This window comes from Streptococcus sp. 3167 (assembly GCF_013277175.1).
GTDB lineage: Bacteria > Bacillota > Bacilli > Lactobacillales > Streptococcaceae > Streptococcus > Streptococcus pseudopneumoniae.
The window spans coordinates 1-16,392 of record NZ_VMML01000066.1; the positions used below are offsets into that span (position 1 = coordinate 1).

Sequence of the window (16,392 nt, forward strand, 5' to 3'; positions counted from 1 at the left end):
TACGAGCTGGTGTTGTTACCGTTACTTTGACTGGAACTTCTTCTTTCGAGCCATCTGGATAGGTTACCGTTACTTTACCGGTAATCTTGTCTCCTGGGTTCTTATCTGCTGGAATTGTGACAGTAACTTTTCCATCTTTATCTACTGTGATAACTCCTGGTTGGTCACTTTCGAAGGTTGTTCCTGTTGGAATTTTCTTACCATTCTCTTCTGTTAATGGAATTTCCACCTTAGTTCCTGGTTTGCCATTTCCATCTTCGTATTTCGGTGTGTAGATATCTTTATCTTGTTCACCTACTGTAACCGTTACTGGAACTTCTTCTTTCGAGCCATCTGGATAGGTTACCGTTACTTTACCGGTAATCTTGTCTCCTGGGTTCTTATCTGCTGGAATTGTGACAGTAACTTTTCCATCTTTATCTACTGTGATAACTTCTGGTTGGTCACTTTCGAAGGTTGTTCCCGTTGGAATGTCCTTACCATTTTCTTCTGTTAATGGAATTTCCACCTTAGTTCCTGGTTTTCCATTTCCATCATTGTATTTCGGTGTGTAATCATCTTTATCTTGATTTGTTACCGTTACTTTGACTGGGACTTCTTCTTCTGATCCATCTGGATATCTTACTAGAACTTTTCCTGTTATTTCATCACCTGGTTTTTTATCTTTTGGAATTGTAACAGTGACTTTTCCTTTATCATCTACTGTGATTCCTGGTGTTCCACTTTCGAAGGTTGTTCCTGTTGGAATTTTCTTACCGTTCGCTTCACTTACTGGGATGTCTACTGATGCTCCTGGTTTACCACTACCATCATTGTACTTCGGTGTGTAATCATCTTTATTTGGACGTCCTACAACTACTGGAATATTTACTGTATCATGTGAACCATCTGGGTATGTTACTTTCACTACAGCATTTCCTACATTACCTGATGTATTTGTTGACGGTTTACTTTGTACCGTTAAAGTTCCTGGAGCAAAGTTTTGTACTTTTGCCTTCACTTCATCATCCGTAATGTTATGGTTATACGGAACTGTTAATGTTTCTCCTGTCGGATTATATTTGCTAGCTTGCTCTTCAACAGTGATTCTTATTGTTTTTTCTGAAGAATTATTATTTTTATCATATGCTTTAATTTTTACAGTATAGAATCCTGTCGCAGCATTCGTAGTCCCTGTAATCTTGCCATTTTCATATTTTAATCCTTGTGGTAAATTGCTTACCTCTATTGGATTATTATCACGCAAGCCAACACCACCTGTATTATCTACAGCTGTTACAGGGATTGGAGTAATTGGTTCGTTTTTAGTTACTGTAGCATCTGCTGCTGTAATGGTTGGCCCCGTCTTATCACCAGCTGTGACAGTGAAAGTAAAGGTCACAGGTTTTGCTTGGTTCCCTGCATCATCAGTAGCCTTGAAGGTAAATGTATGTGTTTTACCAACATCTTCTGGTAGGGCTTTAAGGGTGATTTTTCTGATTTGTTTAGTATCTGTACTTCCTTTTGATTCTACAAATGCTTGCGCTGTAGTAAGCCTGTTACTATATTTTGGTTGGCCTATAAAATCACTAACATCCAGCTTAGCCTTCTTATCATCTGTTGCTGTGACTGTAAATGTTACCCATTCACCTTCTGTTACCGTTTGGCTTGCTGGTGTGATGGTCAAGGTTGGGGCTTGTTTGTCTGGTGCTTCTGTTGGTGTTACAGCGTCACTTCGTTCTGATTTCACCTCTCCACCATTGTTAACAATGGTTTCAGCAGTAATAGGAGAACCTGGTAAAGCTCCTTCAACTGTAACGGTTGCAGTCTCTCCATCAGTTGTTCCAGTTCCGATCAGCTTAGTTCCATCGTAAATATTAACTTTAGAACCTTTTGGCACTCCACTTCCTACATTCACTGTAAGTTGTTGTCCAGTGAGACCTTTCTTATTCTCAAAGCCTGTAATAGTCGGTTTTTTAGGTTTAACTGTAAGCTTAACAGTTCCGTCTGAACCAGAGTTGGCATTTTCTGATGATGACTGATCACTGTAGGTAGCAATTACTTTATAAGTAAAGACTCCAGCTTGATCTGTACTTGGTTTACGACCACCTTCCCAGTTCCAATTCATTTCTGACGGGAAGTCTTTACCACTTTTTGAAGTGATATAGCCATCACCTACAGGGTTATCTGTATTTGGAAGACTATCTCCCACCGTTTTGGTATGTGAGCTACCTTTGATAGGGTAGGTTTCTGCCTCTGTGGTCGTTTCTAATCTGGCACCCAATGCTCCCACAATATATGACTGATCAGTCGTTTTTCCGTATGTTGTCGTGGCAGCGTAGACATGACCGTATTTAGCTGCTTCATCAGCAGTCACATTATCTCTAAGTTTAATCTTCGCATGCATATGAACAGCATAAGGAGCACTTTCTTGTCCAACCTTAATCCCCAAATAATATGATAGTCTTGGATAGTTACCATTTTTATCTTTTGTAAGAGTATTTAGGGTAGTATCGTATTGGTTATTCTTGAATACATCCCATCTCTGGTCATTTCGAGTGACTCCTGAATTTGGATCATAAAAACTACGACCATCATTGTTAAAAATATTATACTTCTGAGACCACGCATAATCAATATTGGCTACATTCCCATATCGTTGGAATCCGATATTCCCATCAGAAAGCCTTCTTCCACCATATTTCTGGTATCGTGTGAAACTCAAGTCTTTTACTGTGTTAGAAGAATCCATGATGTTAAAAGGAGCTTGGAAATAATACTGTTGCTGATACGAATAATGTGTCATTCTATTTCCATCGTTATTGAAGAAGACATCGTAGACCATCCATTTACCTTCATTGTCTTCCTGGTAGTTTGCTCTGATTACTGTCTTATCACTAGTAAAATCTGGATCATTATTCCTTGTATTTTGACCATTGTTAGTAGATGGATCAACAGAAGCAAAGTATCTGACATCAGACAAAGCACCTTCGTTAACAGTATTCGGGCTAGATTCCAGAGCCCTCTTAGATCTTCTAGGTTTGTTTTCTGGCACAGATGCAGAAGCAGCCCTGTCTGAACCCTCCTCCTTATGGTCGCTCCTTTCAGAAGAGGCATTTTTAGCTGCTGCTTCACTTCCCTGCGGCTGACTTTCTTCTTTAGAAGATCTTGATAAGACTGCCAAGTCCTTTTCCAACTTCTCAGCAAGACTGTCAAGATCCCCTTGACCTGCATCAGCACGAGCTAATAATTCTTTCCCTTTTTGAAGTCGCTCCTTAATAGGACTTACAACTGAAGGATCGTGCTTCGAGTCGGTAGAAAGAAGAGCACTTACCTCTTCCACTAGCTTGCTCAAGCGGCTGTTATCAACTGTAGCAGCTTTCTCTTCAGCAGGTTGAGCTTCGTTATTTGCTGAAGGCTCACTGGCTACTTCGGCTTGATTTTCATCCCTTGCCTGCCCTGCTTCAGACGACTGCTCCCCATCTTTCGGGCTAGCTAGACCAGTAGTCGATGACGACGTGTTTTGGCTTGGGCTATCTGCACTCACAACGTTGGCCCCCATAAACATAAGAGCCGCAACCGCAACAGAAGCTGCACCAAAGCTATATTTACGAATAGAGAAGCGCAAGACTTTTTCGCGTTGATGGCGCTTTACCCTACTGAGTGAATTCGATTTATCTTCCATGTTACCTCCTTAGAAGACTAATGATATAATAAAAAATAAGTTTCCCAACTCCCACTCCTTCAGAGAGTGAAGCTAGAAACAGCACCGTGATTCTTACTAGTGAGTAAATGATAGGAGATGAGACTAGGTCACCCTTAAGCCTCAAGCAACTATAATATCACAGCTATCACAGCTACATTATACCACTTTGATAAAATTAGTCAACACTTATCCTGACACTTTTATCATTTTTTTCATCGCTGAATCCCACTAACAGTTCTATAAGGAAGTTAGCCATCCAGCCCTCCTAAAAATGAGATGGTTCAACTATAGTGAAATGAAATAAGAACAGGACAAATCGATCAGGACAGTCAAATCGATTTCTAACCATGTTTTAGAAGTAGAGGTGTCCTATTCTCGTTTCAATCTACTATAGCTTATGACGAGCCCTTCCTTTACCAGACAGATCTATAGCGAAAAGAAATAAAAACGCAACAGATTGATTAGGAAATGCAAAGCAATTTCTAAAACTGTTTTAGAAGTCGCTATCTACTTTCCTAGCTTCCAGCTACTCTATCTTTGACACCGGGTTCATCTACTCTTGCCCCTATTTTTAAGCACAATAAAAGCCAGTAGACTCGAGTTACTACTGACTTTCCTTCTCCGTGGTTTGGACTAGGCAGCCAAAACGTTGCGTCCTTTACGACGACGAGCTGCCAATACGCGACGACCATTTTTAGTTGACATACGGTTACGGAATCCGTGTTTGCGCGCACGACGAAGTTTACTTGGTTGATAAGTACGTTTCACGATGAATACCTCCTCATAGATTTTGTATTCGTTTAGCCGGCTATAAAGTGATCAGTTACTAAACATACTTTACCATTCTATCTGATTCTGTCACTTTTGTCAATAGCTCTAGGCAATTGTTTCCAGCTTTTTCTCATGTAAGCCCTATCTGCGATACTGTTTTAAGAAACGAGTCATCTTTTCTTGGATTTGGGCTAGTTCCTCGACACGAGGAAGGTAAACGATACGGAAGTGGTCTGGTTCCTGCCAGTTAAAACCGCGACCATGAACCAAGAGCACCTTTTCCTGCTTCAAGAAATCAAGGACAAACTGCTCATCATCATCGATACGGTACATATTGCGGTCGATTTTGGGGAAGATATAGAGACCCGCCTTGGGTTTAACGGCAGACAAACCTGGAATCTCTTGAATGGCATGGTAGATGAAGTTTCTTTGCTCATAAATCCGTCCACCAGGAAGGAGTAATTCATCGACTGACTGGTGACCACCCAAGGAGGTTTGGACGACTTGTTGGGCCAAAACGTTAGAGCAAAGGCGCATATTGGACAGCATATTGAGCCCTTCGATATAGCCCTTAACATGAGTCTTAGGGCCAGACAGGACCATCCAACCCACACGGAAACCAGCGATACGATGCGATTTTGACAGACCATTCATGCTGACACAGAAGAGATCCGGTGCCAGACTCGCCACAGGCGTATGCACATGCCCATCCATGACCATGCGATCATAGATCTCATCCGCAAAGATGATCAAGTCGTTTTGACGGGCAATCTCAATAATCTCCAGCAAGAGTTCCTTCGGATAAAGGGCTCCAGTTGGGTTGTTTGGATTGATAAGGACGATTGCCTTGGTATTGGAAGTGATTTTTGACTTGATATCCGCAATATCAGGGTACCATTCTGCAGCTTCATCACAGATATAGTGAACGGCATTTCCCCCAGCTAGGCTGACAGCCGCTGTCCAGAGAGGATAGTCGGGCATAGGCACCAAGACCTCATCTCCATTGTCCAAAAGCCCCTGCATGGACATGACGATCAACTCACTGACACCATTTCCAAGGTAAATATCATCTATAGCCACATTGGGGAATTTCTTCAGTTGGCAGTACTGCATGATGGCCTTACGGGCTGAAAAAATCCCTTTGGAATCAGAATAGCCTTCACTATCACGCGCATTCATAATCAAGTCATGGATGACCTCGTCTGGCGCTGTAAAGCCAAATTCTGCTGGATTTCCTGTGTTCAGACGCAAAATCTTTTCTCCATTTGCTCGCATCCGCATGGCTTCTTCCAAAACCGGACCACGGATATCATAAGCAACATGCTCTAACTTACTAGACTTGTTATATTCTTTCATCTTGTTTCCTCCATTCATCAGACTAGTAACATTATACCACTAGAAAAAGAATGCGACAAGTTTGCTGGAAGCTGTTACTAGATTTATATAGAAGAAAATCCTCGCTAAAAGCGAGGAAATAGAGGAGAGTTTAAAGAGAATAACTATCCACCATAATTTCTCATAGTAGAAAATAAGGTATAGGCTGCAGATGCATATAATCTCCCATCTGGAGATAATACGTCACTATCAAGAATAGCTTTTAACTGTTTGATAAATCGTTTATCACAATCAATATTCCAATATCCATTATCTCTATAACAAATATCGTGATCTTTACATGCCCAGTCTAAAATATCAATTGCATTCCCATTTCTATCATCCATTGTATGACCTGGACCACACCAATTACCATAAGTAGGAATCAAACCTCTTCTTATTCTTTTTATTACTTTATTATGAGATAGCTTCTGATTTTTATAACTTATAGCGAGTTCATTCACCATTTCTGCAAGAGTTATTGTTTCTTTATTTTCATTCTGTTCTTCCATAATATCCGTCCGAATAAAAGGAATATTCGATTCATCTAATTCAGTGTATTTTTTCAAAATAGTAATTGATTGATCTATATTATTGGAATTTTCCTGAGCTACAACAGGAATAACCATTCCAAAAGTAAACAATACAAACATCATTGTAATTATATATTTAGAACATCTCATATCAACACCTCAACTAATTTCTACATACCAAAAGATAAACCTAGAAAAAGCAAGCCTAAAAAGGAGTCATAGAGAAGATTGAACATGAGGAAAAGCCCCCATATCATCAAGTAATCCCAGCGACCACTTCTTTTAGCGACTAGGAATAATACCAAATGGTAGAGTAAATGAAAGACTAAAAAGCCAACAAAACCTGGATAAAGAAGCGGAATCAACCTATCTAATTGCCAGATCATGATCACTTCTACCAAGACCGAAGCTAAGATGATTCCATAATAAAGGAAATTTATTTTTTTTGATTCTTGAAAAGAGTTTTTCATAACCACTCCTCTCCAATCTATTCTATCTTTACTCTCACTCTTTTTTATATATTTTAACATATATACATACATATGTCAAGCGCTAACATTTTTTGAAAAATACTTTTTTTGCTTTACTTCTATAGTGAAAAGGTTTACAATTGTAGTAAGAAAATTTCAGGAGGTTTCATTATGACACAACGTTACCAAAATATCATGGTCGCAATCGATGGTTCTAAGGAAGCAGACTTGGCTTTTGTCAAGGGAGTTCATTCTGCTCTACGAAACGACGCTAAACTCACCATCGCCCATGTCATTGACACACGCGCTCTCCAAAGCGTATCCACCTTTGATGCTGAAGTTTACGAACAACTCCAAGTCGACGCTGAAAGTCTGATGAAAGAGTACGAAAAACGTGCTAAAGATGCTGGTGTGGCCGATGTTCATATCGTCATTGAAATGGGAAATCCAAAGACCCTACTAGCACGTACTATTCCCGATACTGAAGAAGTGGACCTCATCCTCCTTGGCGCAACCGGTCTCAACGCCTTTGAACGCCTCTTGGTCGGCTCTTCATCTGAATACATCCTCCGCCATGCTAAGGTCGATTTGCTGGTGGTGAGAGAACAAGAGAAAACCTTATAATCGTAAATAAAAAGGAGCCCCCAGCTCCTTTTTGTTTACTATTTATACTCTTCGAAAATCTCTTCAAACCACGTCAACTTCCATCTGCAACCTCAAAAACATGTTTTGAGCTGACTTCNNTTTCATTGAGTATTATTTCTCTCTTTATGGCGTTCATAAGCCTTGAGCTGGCGCTGCAGTTCCTTTTTAATAGCAGGTTCTGGAGCATATTTTTCTTCCCAGTCATCTGGTTTTAAGATTTTGTGGGTCACTGGATCAAAATGAGCCTTGCCATCTGGAAAAATTTTTCCCATATTAGCCTGATGGACAATGTCAAAAATACGTTCTGGGTCCACCCCCATCAAGACAAAACTACCGTAGGTGAAGTAAAGCGTGTCAATCAAGGCATCCACTTGCCCTATCAAATCTTGCTGTGCAGGCGTCTTCTTGGCTACTTTATCTGCCGCCTTATCAAGAGCCTGATGAAGTTGCGATAGAGCTTGACCAAAGTCCTCTTCAGAAGGACTGGCTGCTCGAACAAACTCCACCAATTCTTCTATTTTAAAGCCAGCCCTATGGGTTGCACCTTCTAAATCCCAAGCTCGAGGTTCTTCTTGAGTCCGTTCATCCATCATATGGTGGAAGGTCTTGACCTTATTGAAATGATAGTCACGGCTGACAAAGACTTTTTCTGAAGCCAAAACACCAAAATGTTCCAAGGCCTTGTGGATTCCGTCTTGTTGATTGCTGGTGGTAATGTGCTTGGCAACTTCCTTGACACTGCTACTACCATTTCCCATAGCGACCGACATCCCAACACCTGCCAGCATTTCAAGATCGTTATCTGAGTCACCAAAGGCCATGACTTGGTTGAGGTCAAAGCCATATTCTTTCCCGACTAGTCGAATGCCTTCCAATTTAGAGTTTCCTTGATTGATGACATCCGCAGCAAAAGGATTGCTACGTGTCAATTTCAAGTCTTCAAAATCAGCTGCCGCCTTCTCAGATTCTTCTGGCGTCATCAGCATCAAAACTTGGTAGATAGGCTGATTCATCAGATGAAGCAGGTCTTCTTCCTTTTGGGGAACAACCTTGCTGACCATACGATTAAAGGAATGACTCACCGTCCGGGTTAAAACAGAGGGAACGAAGCGACTGATTCGTTGGGAAAAAGAACCCAGACCAAAGGACATGATTTTAGAACCCAGCATGGCATCCTTGGTCCCTAGGGCAATCTCCTTCCCCTCTTTTTTAGCATAGCTAATTAGATGGCGCAAGTGCAACTTGGAAATAGGGCTCGTGAACAAGACTCTGTCTTTAGTAAAGATGTACTGGCCATTATAGGTTACCGCAAAATCCAGGTCCAAATCGTCCATCAATTCCTTAACAAAAAAAGGTCCTCGCCCTGTCGCTACACCGACAAGCACCCCTTGCTCTTTGACAATCTTAATCGCGTCCCTAGTGGATTTCAAAACACTCTTGCGATTGTTGACTAGTGTTCCATCGATATCAAAAAAAACAGCTTTGACTTCCATCCTATCCCAATCTCCCCTTTTGTGATACAATGATTATACCACATTTCAGAAAGAGTAAGTAAATCATGCCTAAGAAAATCCTTGTTTTACATACGGGTGGGACTATTTCCATGCAGGCCGATGCTTCTGGCGCTGTTGTGACGAGTTCAGATAATCCTATGAATCATGTGTCCAACCCACTTGAAGGAATCCAAGTTCATGCCTTGGACTTTTTTAATCTGCCAAGCCCCCATATCAAACCCAAACATATGCTGGCTCTCTACCAAAAAATCAAAGAGGAAGCAGATAATTACGATGGGGTGGTGATCACACACGGAACCGATACTTTAGAGGAAACAGCCTATTTCCTTGATACCATGGAAATTCCCCACATGCCCATCGTTCTAACAGGAGCCATGCGCAGCTCCAATGAACTCGGTAGTGATGGTGTTTATAACTATCTGAGTGCTTTACGGGTAGCTAGCGATGACAAGGCTGCTGACAAAGGAGTTTTGGTCGTTATGAACGATGAAATCCACGCTGCCAAGTATGTCACCAAAACACATACGACCAACGTCAGCACCTTCCAGACCCCAACACATGGTCCCCTCGGTCTCATCATGAAACAGGAAATCCTCTACTTTAAAACAGCTGAACCTCGTGTTCGCTTTGACCTTGATCACATACAAGGCTTGGTGCCTATCATCTCGGCTTATGCTGGTATGACAGATGAGCTGATTGATATGCTGGATTTAGAACACTTGGACGGTTTAATTATCCAAGCCTTCGGAGCTGGTAATATTCCCAAAGAAACGGCTCAAAAATTAGAAAACCTTCTGCAAAAAGGAATCCCAGTCGCCCTGGTTTCACGATGCTTTAACGGTATCGCTGAGCCTGTTTATGCCTACCAGGGTGGGGGCGTGCAATTACAAAAATCTGGTGTCTTCTTTATTAAAGAACTCAACGCCCAAAAAGCCCGCTTGAAACTCCTCATTGCCCTCAATGCCGGACTAACAGGGCAAGATTTGAAAGACTATATGGAAGGCTAAGACTCTTGAAAAATCTCTTCAAACCACGTCAGCTTCCATCTACAAGCTCAAAGCAAGGACTTGAGCTGACTTCGTCAGTTCTATCCACAAGCTCAAAACAGGGACTTGAGCTGACTTCGTCAGTTTCATCCACAAGCTCAAAACAAGGACTTGAGCTGACTTCGTCAGTTTCATCCACAAGCTCAAAGCAGGGACTTGAGCTGACTTCGTCAGTTTCATCCACAAGCTCAAAGCAGCGACTTGAGCTGACTTCGTCAGTTTCATCCACAAGCTCAAAGCAGGGACTTGAGCTGACTTCGTCAGTTCTATCCACAAGCTCAAAGCAGGGACTTGAGCTGACTTCGTCAGTTCTATCCACAAGCTCAAAGCAGGGACTTGAGCTGACTTCTATCCACAAGCTCAAAGCAGGGACTTGAGCTGACTTCGTCAGTTCTATCTACAAGTTCAAAACAGTGTGTTGCGCAGTCTTTAACCAGCCGCCTAGTCCGCTCTATGGTATTCATTAAGTCAACATCTCTTGTTTAAGAGCACAAAATCAGGAAATCTTCTCGATTCCCTGATTTTTTCTATTTACGTTTTCGTGTTGAGCTACGTTCTGTTAATCCATGAGATAATAGAACTTCACGTTCTTCCAACACTTCCTTGTGCATAATCTTAGTCAACATACGCATACTAATGGCACCAAGGTCATAAAGAGGTTGGGCAATAGTTGTCAAGTTTGGACGGGTAAAGCGAGAGACTTGCGAATCATCACTGGCAATGATCTCAAATTCTTCTGGTGCTGACACACCTTTATCAGCCAAACCGTTCAAGACACCTGCCGCCAACTCATCACCTGTTACAATTGCTGCAGTTGCATTTGATGAAATCAAGCGCTCTGCCAAGGCATAGCCATCTTCATAAGTGTATTTAGATTCAAATACCAATCCTTCGCTATAAGGAATATCTGCTTTTTTCAAAGCTTCCTTGTAGCCAACCAAACGAACCTTACCATTGATGTCATCCACTAGTGGACCACTGACAAAAGCAATGCGCTCATTTTCTTTAGCGAGGTAGGTCACTGCATCAATCGTAGCTTGTTTGTAGTCAATATTGACACTTGGAAGCTGATGCTCTACATCCACAGTTCCTGCGAGAACAATCGGAGTACGTGAACGCGAAAATTCTGAGCGAATTTTATCTGTCAAGTGATACCCCATAAAGATAATGCCATCTACCTGCTTTGAAAAGAGGGTATTGACAACAGAAACTTCTTTCTCGTTATCTTCATCGCTATTAGCTAGGACAATATTGTACTTGTACATTTCTGCAATATCATCAATCCCCTTAGCCAAACTCGAAAAATAACCATTGGTAATATTTGGAATCACGACACCGACAGTGGTTGTCTTTTTACTTGCAAGACCACGCGCAACTGCATTTGGACGATAATCCAAACGATCAATTACCTCTAACACTTTTTTACGGGTATTCTCTTTTACATTTTTATTGCCATTAACCACACGGCTGACCGTCGCCATGGAAACACCTGCTTCACGAGCGACATCATAAATGGTTACTGTATCATCTGCATTCATTCCTTTTCCTGTCCTTTCTATCCCACACATTCTTTTACAAGTAGAGGCACCGATTAAAGCTCTATATCTACTTACAAAAGTGAAGATGTGAAAATTTCGTTTTCATATTTTTACTTATTCCATTCTATCACTAATTGTAAACACTTTCAAGTGTTTTTTGAGGATTGATTGAAAAAATTTCATAGAAAGCCTAGGTTTAGCTCCTTGCTACCACCTTAGACGAAACAAAAAGGAGGAAACTAAGCCCCCTCAAGTTACAAATTGTTTGATTGAATAATTTTAATTTTAACACATAATGGTTTTCGCGTTATGATAGTATCACAACCAACCAGATTCTTTCGCGATATTAGCTGCCTCTGTTCGATTACCTGCATCTAGTTTCGAAAGAATATTGGTGACATAGTTTCGGACTGTTCCGTTGGATAGATAAAGTTTATCTGCAATTTCTTGGTTAGAGAAACCCTGAGCAATTCCCTTTAAGACAGCAATCTCTTGTTCTGTCAACGGATTGGGACGGGTCATCACCACTTCCATCAATTCAGGCGAATACTCCTTGCGTCCTTCGAGGACGGTGTGCAAGGTTTGCATGAGGTCTGCAATGCTTCGTTCCTTTAATACATAAGCATCTACTCCAGCCTTGACCGCACGTTCAAAATACCCTGGGCGCTTGAAGGTCGTCACTACAACCACCTTTGTTTCGAGCTTTTCTGCTCGTATCCACTCCAAGACTTCGAGTCCTGTCTTAACAGGCATTTCTACGTCAAGGATGGCGATATCTACAGACTCCTTTTCTAATAGTTGAATTGCTTCTTGACCATTCTTGGCTTGTAAGACAGACTCTACATCTGCTTGAAAGGCAAGCAACTGGCACATGGCATCTCGCAACATACTTTGATCTTCTACGACTAATACTTTCATCTACTTTCTCTCCTTATAAGGTAGTCGAACTTGCACTTCCGTTGGATGTTTCTGACTGATTACACTTACTTCTCCTGAAAATGGAGAAACACGATCTCGGACTGTATGGAGCTCATCTCCTTTTAGAAAAGCAAAGCCGCAGCCATCATCACTTACTGTTAAAATGAGTTCTTTCTCTGCCCGTTCTAATTTCAGGTAGGCCTTCGACGCTTTGGCATGTTTGATAATATTGGTCACCAACTCAAGCAAAATCATGGAAGCCGTTGACTCCAATTCTTGAGTAAGACTAGCAGTATCTAGTTGGTTATCCGTTTCCACCTCAATTCCAGCAATTTCTAACATCTTTTTCACAGTCTCTAGTTCGGATGTCAAAGTTCTAGACTTAAGATTTTCCACAATGGTTCGCACTTCATTCATGGAATCCTTACTGATCTGGTGAATTTCTTTTAATTCCTTTTCCACCTGTGGATAAGCCTCCATCTGAAACAACTGCAAGGCTAAATCTGTCTTGACACTGAGCATAGCAAAAGTATGTCCCAGACTATCATGCAAATCTTGACCAATACGACTGCGTTCATTTTCAGCAAGCAATAGATTTATCTGGGCATTTTGCTTAGCCTGAGCTTCTTTCAAATCCTCCACAATCCGAATCCGAACCAATCCAAAAGTCATTAAATCGACAAAAGTAAGAATTACAAGTAGATAGAATAGAAACTCAACTTCGATTCTCTGAAAAATCAACAGTTGGCCCACAACAAGGACTTGAGCAAGAAGAAAAGTCCAGACATGTAAAGAATTAAAACTACGTACGCCGAAATGATAAATTAAGAGATTGGCAAGGAAAAAGAAGAACCAGATATAATTTACAGCAACAAAGGCAGTATAGCCAGCTACATAGGCTAGCATGATAACCCAACAGAGCCAGGATAAACGCTGACTCTTGGTGGTTAAAACGCCTAAGTAAGCCAAGACAAATAGAATATCAATCCACAAATGCCAGCTAGGAAGCTCCCCAGTCACTACAGGAACGATGGGAAAAACCATAAAAATTAAACTGGCCCAATACATATAATCTATGCTTTTCAGTCTTTCAAGCATTAAGCATTCTCCTTATGACCTTGAAGGTAAATAGTCAAACCAAATAAAACTGCTGAAAAAACAAGTAAATAAACTGTGGTTGATAGATTGATGCCACCCTTGTTTAAGAAGGTCTTGAGCAACTCCATCAACTGATAGGTCGGGAGACACTTACCGACTGCTTGCATCCAGTCTGGAAATAAAGAGATAGGCATCCAGAGCCCACCTAAAACAGCCAAGCCAAGGTAAAGAAGATTGCCCACGACAGACATCAGCTGACTAGTTGGTAAGAGCGTCAAGGTCAAACCAATCGCTACAAATGCAATACTTCCCAAAATCAGCAAGAGCGCCGCCCCAACCCAGCTTCCAAGAGACATGTCCACACCTCTTACAAAATGCCCAACTGAGAAAACAACCAGAATTGAGACCATATAATCAACCAGCATAGTTGTTATCTTTGATAGATAATATTCTACCATATTTACAGGGCTATGACGCAATGTTTTCTGCCAATTGTTGATCTTGTCGGTATGTAAGACAGCTGGAAATGAGAAGATAGCTGTCGACATCATGGAAAAAGCCGTCATGGAGATAAGATAATCACGCATAAAATTCGCGGGTCCACCTGGTGTGTCCTGGTAGATGCCAGAAAAGAATAAATAGAAGGCTGTCGGCATCCCTACTGATAATAAATAATAGACTGATTGCCGTTTGGTCAATAGAAATTCTATCTTGTTTAGTGCGATCCATCGTTTCATCTTAGTCATCTCCCTTTTGTGTTTCTTCAAAGATTGTATCCAACAAGCTACGATTATTGACTTCAATTTCTTGAATCCTACATCCTGCTTGCACTAACAGTTGCCAAAAAGCATCCGCTTCACGTGTAACTACTTGCAAAGCATCTTGTTTTTGTGACCAGTTTTCAACCAAATTAGACTGCTCAATGACTTCCTTGTAAGCTAGAGGAAGGATAAAATGCTTTTCTATTTCCTCGCTACGCATAGCTAGAGGCGTCGTATCACGAATCAACTCTCCCTTATTTAAAACCAAAATCCGGTCAGCTGTATGTTCTACCTCTTCGATATAATGGGAGGAATAGAGAATGGTGACTCCTTGCGCTTTTAGGTCCCGAACAATTTCCCAAAAACGTTGACGGGTAGAGGTATCCATGGCAGCAGTTGGCTCATCTAAAAAGACAAGCTTTGGTCGCCCAATCAAGGTCAAGACAAAAGAGAAGAGACGCTTTTGCCCGCCTGACAATTTTTCTGCTAATTGCTCTTTCTGTTGCTGATTAAACTGCAATAGTTGATCGATTTCCTGATTGCTCAAGGAATTTGGATAAATTTTTTGAAAGAAAGCAATCAACTCTTTTACCTTTAGTTTCTGAACGATTACATTCTCTTGAGGGAGGTAGGATCTTGTATAGTCTAACTGAGAACTCGTTACTGGTAAACCTTTAATAGATACTTGACCGCTGGAGACCAATTTATCTCCGAGCAAACAGTCCAAGAGTGTGGTCTTTCCTGCTCCGTTTGGCCCAATCATGGCAACACATTCACCTTCAGCTATCTCAAAGGAAATATCCTTCAAAATAGCCTTACCCTTGATGTTTTTATGTAAGCCTTGTACCTTAATCATGTTCATAATATTCTCCTTTCAATCACTCCATTCCCATAGGGAAAACGACGAAAATCATAAATCCAAAACCCCAAGCACCACGGATGAATTGGTAAAGGAAGTCTTGATCAAACCAACCTGTAAACATTTCTACCAACCATACCAAGAGTGACAGACCAATAAAGAGATAGATAATCGCTTTTTTCATTCCTCAAACTCCTTTTTCACATCTGAGACTAATTTCAAACCTTCTCTAACAAGCCAAGACATCATTCCAAATCCAGCAAAGACCTCCCAAGGAAAATGGTAGAAATCCTCATCCAATCCCGAAAACATGAGATAGGTCATAACTCCTGCTGCTACTAAACTTACAGCGATAATCATTTTATTTCTTATCTCTTCTTCCTCCATTTGGTACTACAATTATAGTCTTTTGAAATCAGAGGAGATAGAAGCTTCTGTCACTAGAAAATATGACAAATGTCATAAAAAATTATGTTCAAAACAAGCAAGATACACTATACAATAAAACACAATTAGAAAAATCTAAGGCAACTTCCTCAAAAGAGATATCAAACCCAATTCACACCATAATGTAAACTAATACTTATTTAAAATCAAAAAAGTAGAAATTTTTATCAGGCAAACATATATATTATACGTTGAACAAAACCCTTCTATTGCTTTCTTAAAAATTTATAGGAGGCTAAATTTATAAGAGTTATATAATAAAATAAAATAAGAATCGAACAATTTAATTTTGGAATCCAAATCAATTTATAACAATATTTTAGAAGAGATGTTATACTATTCCAAATTCAATTTAATATAAAATCTGTTAAATTTCAATGTGGTTACCTAAACTACGGTATTTATTGAAAAGACTGGAGACAAAAAGTATACGCTGCCAAAATGAATTGCTGAAAATCAAAAAAGAGAGAACCAAACTGATTCTCTCTGAATGTATATAATATCTAGTTTTAAAAATAGAGACTCACATATCTCTGTAATGTATCGGGAAGACAGGATTCGAACCTGCGACACCTTGGTCCCAAACCAAGTACTCTACCAAGCTGAGCTACTTCCCGAGTTAAATAGAAAAATGCACCCTAGAGGAGTCGAACCTCTAACCGCCTGATTCGTAGTCAGGTACTCTATCCAGTTGAGCTAAGGGTGCTCATTAGTTTATGCCGAAGACCGGAAT

At 40.6% G+C, this 16,392-nt stretch carries 16 protein-coding genes and 2 tRNA genes; 2 read left to right on the plus strand and 16 right to left on the minus strand.

All coding sequences use genetic code 11. The features are described 5' to 3' along the window. The 5 genes from HT678_RS09290 to HT678_RS09310 all read right to left on the minus strand — a co-directional run. The coding region (locus tag HT678_RS09290; protein ID WP_172924880.1) for a YPDG domain-containing protein at positions 1-3,664 on the minus strand (3,664 nt) is incomplete at its 3' end. 654 nt (positions 3,665-4,318) lie between these two features. Further along, complete coding sequence (gene rpmH / locus HT678_RS09295; protein ID WP_000831907.1) at positions 4,319-4,453, minus strand: 50S ribosomal protein L34; 135 nt, start codon at positions 4,451-4,453, stop codon at positions 4,319-4,321. Positions 4,454-4,597: 144 nt separating this feature from the next. Next, positions 4,598-5,812, minus strand: coding sequence for a pyridoxal phosphate-dependent aminotransferase (locus HT678_RS09300; RefSeq protein WP_000666451.1), 1,215 nt, complete (start codon positions 5,810-5,812; stop codon positions 4,598-4,600). A 143-nt stretch (positions 5,813-5,955) separates the two neighbouring features. Continuing rightward, positions 5,956-6,513 carry a hypothetical protein gene (locus HT678_RS09305; protein ID WP_001203814.1) on the minus strand — a complete coding sequence of 186 codons (558 nt, stop codon included), beginning with the start codon at positions 6,511-6,513 and terminating at the stop codon, positions 5,956-5,958. A 20-nt stretch (positions 6,514-6,533) separates the two neighbouring features. Further along, positions 6,534-6,833 carry a hypothetical protein gene (locus tag HT678_RS09310; protein WP_000797852.1) on the minus strand — a complete coding sequence of 100 codons (300 nt, stop codon included), beginning with the start codon at positions 6,831-6,833 and terminating at the stop codon, positions 6,534-6,536. 171 nt (positions 6,834-7,004) lie between these two features. Between HT678_RS09310 and HT678_RS09315 the strand changes: the two genes are divergently transcribed. Continuing rightward, positions 7,005-7,457, plus strand: coding sequence for a universal stress protein (locus HT678_RS09315; protein ID WP_050302896.1), 453 nt, complete (start codon positions 7,005-7,007; stop codon positions 7,455-7,457). A gap of 122 nt (positions 7,458-7,579) precedes the next feature. On the opposite strand, the gene HT678_RS09320 is transcribed toward HT678_RS09315, so the two are convergent. Further along, on the minus strand, positions 7,580-8,971 hold the full coding sequence (locus HT678_RS09320; protein WP_000453149.1) for a Cof-type HAD-IIB family hydrolase: 1,392 nt from the start codon (positions 8,969-8,971) through the stop codon (positions 7,580-7,582). A 65-nt stretch (positions 8,972-9,036) separates the two neighbouring features. Between HT678_RS09320 and HT678_RS09325 the strand changes: the two genes are divergently transcribed. Beyond that, entirely contained in the window at positions 9,037-9,999 is a 963-nt protein-coding gene (locus tag HT678_RS09325; RefSeq protein WP_050302899.1) for an asparaginase, read from the plus strand. Positions 10,000-10,027: 28 nt separating this feature from the next. On the opposite strand, the gene HT678_RS09330 is transcribed toward HT678_RS09325, so the two are convergent. From HT678_RS09330 to HT678_RS09375, 10 genes are all read right to left on the minus strand, one after another. After that, positions 10,028-10,357, minus strand: a complete 330-nt coding sequence (locus HT678_RS09330) for a hypothetical protein (RefSeq protein ID WP_172924882.1) — start codon at positions 10,355-10,357, stop codon at positions 10,028-10,030. Positions 10,358-10,565: 208 nt separating this feature from the next. Then, on the minus strand, positions 10,566-11,576 hold the full coding sequence (gene ccpA / locus HT678_RS09335; RefSeq protein ID WP_172924884.1) for a catabolite control protein A: 1,011 nt from the start codon (positions 11,574-11,576) through the stop codon (positions 10,566-10,568). A 318-nt stretch (positions 11,577-11,894) separates the two neighbouring features. After that, positions 11,895-12,494, minus strand: coding sequence for a response regulator transcription factor (locus HT678_RS09340; RefSeq protein ID WP_172924886.1), 600 nt, complete (start codon positions 12,492-12,494; stop codon positions 11,895-11,897). After that, on the minus strand, positions 12,495-13,592 hold the full coding sequence (locus HT678_RS09345; protein ID WP_172924888.1) for a sensor histidine kinase: 1,098 nt from the start codon (positions 13,590-13,592) through the stop codon (positions 12,495-12,497). Then, entirely contained in the window at positions 13,592-14,329 is a 738-nt protein-coding gene (locus tag HT678_RS09350) for an ABC transporter permease (protein ID WP_172924890.1), read from the minus strand. Before HT678_RS09350 ends, HT678_RS09345 begins: the two co-directional genes overlap by 1 nt. Before the next feature lies 1 nt (position 14,330). After that, positions 14,331-15,215: an ABC transporter ATP-binding protein gene (locus HT678_RS09355; RefSeq protein ID WP_119948046.1), complete on the minus strand. Its 885-nt coding sequence runs from the start codon at positions 15,213-15,215 to the stop codon at positions 14,331-14,333. Positions 15,216-15,231: 16 nt separating this feature from the next. After that, on the minus strand, positions 15,232-15,396 hold the full coding sequence (locus tag HT678_RS09360; protein ID WP_000709172.1) for a hypothetical protein: 165 nt from the start codon (positions 15,394-15,396) through the stop codon (positions 15,232-15,234). Beyond that, the gene (locus HT678_RS09365; RefSeq protein WP_014017355.1) at positions 15,393-15,599 is read right to left on the minus strand and encodes a hypothetical protein; all 207 of its coding nucleotides are present in this window, start codon (positions 15,597-15,599) and stop codon (positions 15,393-15,395) included. The genes HT678_RS09360 and HT678_RS09365 overlap by 4 nt, the downstream gene beginning before the upstream one ends. Positions 15,600-16,202: 603 nt before the next feature. After that, positions 16,203-16,276, minus strand: a tRNA-Pro gene (locus HT678_RS09370). A gap of 15 nt (positions 16,277-16,291) precedes the next feature. Then, positions 16,292-16,365: transfer RNA gene (locus HT678_RS09375), tRNA-Arg, on the minus strand. Positions 16,366-16,392 lie beyond the last annotated feature (27 nt).

What these genes read in the sequence shown, in the direction of transcription:
- HT678_RS09360 (WP_000709172.1), bottom strand. Translation starts at nt 15,396, where the DNA reads ATGAAAAAAGCGATTATCTATCTCTTTATTGGTCTGTCACTCTTGGTA.
- HT678_RS09305 (WP_001203814.1), bottom strand. Translation starts at nt 6,513, where the DNA reads ATGAGATGTTCTAAATATATAATTACAATGATGTTTGTATTGTTTACT.
- ccpA (WP_172924884.1), bottom strand. Translation starts at nt 11,576, where the DNA reads ATGAATGCAGATGATACAGTAACCATTTATGATGTCGCTCGTGAAGCA.
- HT678_RS09365 (WP_014017355.1), bottom strand. Translation starts at nt 15,599, where the DNA reads ATGGAGGAAGAAGAGATAAGAAATAAAATGATTATCGCTGTAAGTTTA.
- HT678_RS09325 (WP_050302899.1), top strand. Translation starts at nt 9,037, where the DNA reads ATGCCTAAGAAAATCCTTGTTTTACATACGGGTGGGACTATTTCCATG.
- HT678_RS09345 (WP_172924888.1), bottom strand. Translation starts at nt 13,592, where the DNA reads ATGCTTGAAAGACTGAAAAGCATAGATTATATGTATTGGGCCAGTTTA.
- HT678_RS09320 (WP_000453149.1), bottom strand. Translation starts at nt 8,971, where the DNA reads ATGGAAGTCAAAGCTGTTTTTTTTGATATCGATGGAACACTAGTCAAC.
- HT678_RS09310 (WP_000797852.1), bottom strand. Translation starts at nt 6,833, where the DNA reads ATGAAAAACTCTTTTCAAGAATCAAAAAAAATAAATTTCCTTTATTAT.
- HT678_RS09300 (WP_000666451.1), bottom strand. Translation starts at nt 5,812, where the DNA reads ATGAAAGAATATAACAAGTCTAGTAAGTTAGAGCATGTTGCTTATGAT.
- HT678_RS09315 (WP_050302896.1), top strand. Translation starts at nt 7,005, where the DNA reads ATGACACAACGTTACCAAAATATCATGGTCGCAATCGATGGTTCTAAG.
- HT678_RS09350 (WP_172924890.1), bottom strand. Translation starts at nt 14,329, where the DNA reads ATGAAACGATGGATCGCACTAAACAAGATAGAATTTCTATTGACCAAA.
- HT678_RS09355 (WP_119948046.1), bottom strand. Translation starts at nt 15,215, where the DNA reads ATGAACATGATTAAGGTACAAGGCTTACATAAAAACATCAAGGGTAAG.
- HT678_RS09340 (WP_172924886.1), bottom strand. Translation starts at nt 12,494, where the DNA reads ATGAAAGTATTAGTCGTAGAAGATCAAAGTATGTTGCGAGATGCCATG.